Source organism: Seohaeicola nanhaiensis, from assembly GCF_042654245.1.
GTDB lineage: Bacteria > Pseudomonadota > Alphaproteobacteria > Rhodobacterales > Rhodobacteraceae > Seohaeicola_A > Seohaeicola_A nanhaiensis.
Map to the genome: position 1 here is coordinate 1 of NZ_JBHSGI010000044.1, position 2,413 is coordinate 2,413.

General features: G+C 64.3%; 3 protein-coding genes. All 3 read left to right on the forward strand.

Translation table 11 applies throughout. The features are described 5' to 3' along the window. Positions 1-144: 144 nt before the first annotated feature. The gene (gene tnpB, locus ACFO5X_RS26205) at positions 145-492 is read left to right on the forward strand and encodes an IS66 family insertion sequence element accessory protein TnpB (protein ID WP_206896528.1); all 348 of its coding nucleotides are present in this window, start codon (positions 145-147) and stop codon (positions 490-492) included. Between the two features lie 62 nt (positions 493-554). Then, the gene (tnpC, locus tag ACFO5X_RS26210; protein WP_380723295.1) at positions 555-2,168 is read left to right on the forward strand and encodes an IS66 family transposase; all 1,614 of its coding nucleotides are present in this window, start codon (positions 555-557) and stop codon (positions 2,166-2,168) included. Beyond that, positions 2,168-2,413, forward strand: a 246-nt coding sequence (locus tag ACFO5X_RS26215) for a hypothetical protein (RefSeq protein ID WP_380723299.1), incomplete at its 3' end; no start/stop codon positions are given. The genes tnpC and ACFO5X_RS26215, both read left to right, overlap by 1 nt.

Genomic DNA, 2,413 nt, shown 5'->3' on the forward strand with positions numbered 1-2,413 from the left:
CGCAATGTCCGAACCCGCACAATCCCCTGCATCCTCTCGGCCGGTCCTTGTGGAACTACGACTTGCCAATGGTCGCTGCCTCCGTTTCGACAGCGGCATGGATGGCGAGGCCCTGACCCGGCTGATCCGGGCGGTGGAAGCCGCATGATCGGTCCAGGCACCGGAGTTCGCGTCTACCTTGCTTGTGGCGCGACCGACATGAGGAAGGGGATTGCGGGGCTATCCGCTCTGGCGCAGGACGTGCTGCGCCAGAAGCCCGCGAGCGGCGCGGTCTTCGCGTTCCGGGGGCGCAAAGGCGATCGGCTAAAGCTGCTTTACTGGGATGGCCAGGGCTTCTGCCTCTACTACAAGGTCCTCGAGCGCGGTCGCTTTCCCTGGCCAAACACCGAAGCCGGGGTCGCGCGACTGACCTCGGCGCAGCTGGCGATGCTCTGGGAAGGGATCGACTGGCGTCGCCCGGATTGGGGTGCGCCGCCTGCTCGGGTGGGGTAGATTATCCGTTTGAATCTCCTTGTTTTATTGGCCACATCCACCTGTGCGTGGTATCAGTCGCCATGTCCGATGATACCGCCATTCTCTCTGACGACCCCGCTGTCCTGAAGGCGATGATCGCCGCGCTACAGGCAGAGAATGCGCGCATGTCGGCCACGCTCCAGGCTCATGAACAGCTGGTTCAGGCCCTTCGCCTGCGGATCGCCAAGTTGCAGAAGCAGGCCTTCGGCAAGTCCTCGGAAAAGATCGAGCGCGAGATTGCCCAGTTGGAACTGGCGCTGGAGGATCTGCTGGTCGCGGTGGCCGAGCAGCGCGACCGGGCGATCGAGGGCGATGAACCTGCCGCGACCGATGCCCCCGTTGCCGAGGCGAAGCCGCGACGCAGGCCGCGCGTGTCGGACGCAACGCCTCGCGAACGCCGCGAGCTCGACCCTGGCACCTGTTGTCCCGATTGTGGGGGTGACCTGCGAGTGGTGGGCGAGGACGTCAGCGAGCTTCTCGACCTGGTCGCGGCGCAAATGAAGGTCATTCAGATCGCGCGGTTGAAGAAGTCCTGCCGCCGGTGTGAGAAGATGGTGCAGCCTGCGGCCCCGAGCCGTCCGATCTCCGGCAGCATGGCCGGTCCGGGGTTGCTGGCCCAAATCCTCGTCTCGAAGTTCGACGACCATCTTCCATTGTATCGCCAACACGAGATCTACGCGCGCATGGGCGCCGACATCCCTGACAGCACGCTTCTGGATTGGTGCGGGCGCGCCATGAAGGTGCTCGCCCCCGTCATCGAGCGGATCGAGGCCGAGGTGATGGCCGCGCCGGTGCTGCATGCAGATGACACTCCAATCCGCGTGCTGGACCGGTCACGTCGGGACCGCGGTCTCGGCAAGGGTGTCAAACAAGGCCGGGTCTGGGCCTATGTCTCTGACCAGCGACCTTGGGCCGGCACGGCGCCACCCGGCGTCGTCTACCGCTTCTCCCCGGATCGGAAGGGGGAGCATCCGCAGCGCCACCTACAAGCCAGCCGTGGCATCCTTCAGGCGGATGCCTATGCCGGCTTCAATCCGCTCTACGAACAGCGCGCGGATGGCAGCAGCCAGTTCCGAGAGGCAGCATGCTGGGCGCACTTGCGTCGCGACTTCCACGATGTGTGGGAAACCACGAAGTCCGAGATAGCGCGGGAGGCCCTCGACCGGATCGGCAAGATCTACGATGTCGAGCGCGAGATCGCCGGTCAGTCCGCCGAACTGCGACAGGCCGCGCGCCTGGCACACTCGCGCCCCATGGTCGATGCCTTCAAGGCGTGGGCCGAGGCCCAGCTGCTGCGCATTCCGGGCAAGAGCGATCTCGCCAAGGCCATCCGTTACGGTCTCAGCCGCTGGCCCTCCTTCGAGCTCTTCCTCGACGACGGCCGCGTCGGCATCGATAACAACCCGGCCGAGCGCGCCATGCGCCCGATCGGCATCGGTCGTAAGAACTGGCTCTTCGCCGGTTCCGACAGCGGTGGCGAAACCCTGGCCCGGGCGATGACGCTCATCGAAACCGCCAAGATGAACGGCCTCGATCCGCAAGCCTGGCTCGCCGACATCCTCGACCGCATCCATGATCACAAAATCAACCGGCTCGACGAACTGCTGCCTTGGTTGTGGCAAACGAAGCGTCAGCCCGGCAGCGAGGCTGCCTGATGGCGACGACTACCTACGTTTGCATACTCAGTCACGTCGCCAACCTGCTTGGCGAGGATCTGGACCTCCTCGAAGCTATTGTCAGCAACGACGACAACCTCACCTATGGCAATATCGTCAGTGTCCAGGTCGACCAGGAAACCTACCAGACTGCCCTCACGGACGACGGCATCGGCGAACTTCGCGACATGCTAAGGGCTGCTCGGATATCGACAGAGGAATGGCAAGGCTTCCTCGAGGACTTC